The sequence below is a fragment of the Microbacterium sp. B19 genome, from assembly GCF_000333395.1.
Taxonomy (GTDB): Bacteria; Actinomycetota; Actinomycetes; order Actinomycetales; family Microbacteriaceae; genus Microbacterium.
Genome location: NZ_BADA01000375.1, coordinates 1 through 950 on the forward strand (window position 1 = coordinate 1; position 950 = coordinate 950).

General features: G+C 63.2%; 2 protein-coding genes and 1 pseudogene. All 3 read left to right on the forward strand.

Features of this window, described 5'->3' with window-relative positions; all coding sequences use genetic code 11:
• Positions 1–82: 82 nt before the first annotated feature.
• Positions 83–178, forward strand: a pseudogene (locus tag I5G_RS27340) (type VI secretion protein); the annotation flags it as partial.
• Between the two features lie 18 nt (positions 179–196).
• Positions 197–592, forward strand: a complete 396-nt coding sequence (locus I5G_RS22480) for an IclR family transcriptional regulator C-terminal domain-containing protein (protein WP_204365567.1) — start codon at positions 197–199, stop codon at positions 590–592.
• 153 nt (positions 593–745) lie between these two features.
• Positions 746–950, forward strand: a 205-nt coding sequence (locus I5G_RS13385; RefSeq protein ID WP_187288848.1) for a CoA transferase, incomplete at its 3' end; no start/stop codon positions are given.

Consider the following 950-nt stretch of genomic DNA (forward strand, 5'->3'; position numbering starts at 1 on the left):
AATTCCAATTCCACATTTTCAAGAAATAAGGAGGCAAAAATGTTCATATATGAATTGGAATTATTTGTTTTCTTATTAGGCCGAGATGCGCCGCGTGCGGCTGCTGGAGATGGCGGACGCGATGGATATGTTCTGCCAAGGGTTGGTTTGCGCATTCACAGTTCTCCGCAAGAATTGATTGGCTCCAATTCTTGGAGTGGTGAATGGCAAGGTGCTCCTCGCCGCTCTGGATCAGGCAGCCCTGACCGAGACGCTCGCCACCCCGAGCCACTCGAACGTCGTGATCGCCACCCGTGATCGCGCGGAAGTGGAGCGGGAGTTGAGCCGCGTTCGCGCCCAGGGGTGGGCGCTCGCGGACGAGGAGCTGGCACCGGGCGTGCGCTCGATCGCCGCACCCGTCCGGGACGGCCACGGCGTCGTGAAGGCCGCCGTCAACGTCACCGTCCACGCGGCCGAGACCAGCGTCGAGGAACTGACGTCTCGACACCTCCCGGCACTCTTGAAGGCGGCGTCGGCGATCTCCGGGGATTGGGCACGCCTCGAGGCGCGTCCTTACGAGTCGGCATCCGACATGACACAGCGAGTTCTCTGACCGAACGGTCAGGGGTCCGACGCGCCCCGAGCACACAGGGCTCGAGCGCTCCAGAAGCCGTGTGCGGCGTTCGCTTGACGTTGCCACGGTCGTCGGATTCAATGGGCATGTCCGCTTGACGGACGAATGTCCGCTAAATGCGATCGGATGACGATGTCTGAATCCTCGACCCGTACGGTCCTCGAAGCCGTCGACCTCGACGGTCGGCCGACCGGCCCACCCGGTCCCCCTCTCGGTCTCCTCGTGGCGGACTTCTCCCGGGTGCTCGCGGGCCCCTTTCTCCACCAGATCATGGCGGACCTCGGCGCGACCGTCATCAAGGTCGAGGCTCCCAGCGGAGACGAGACCCGGGGATGGG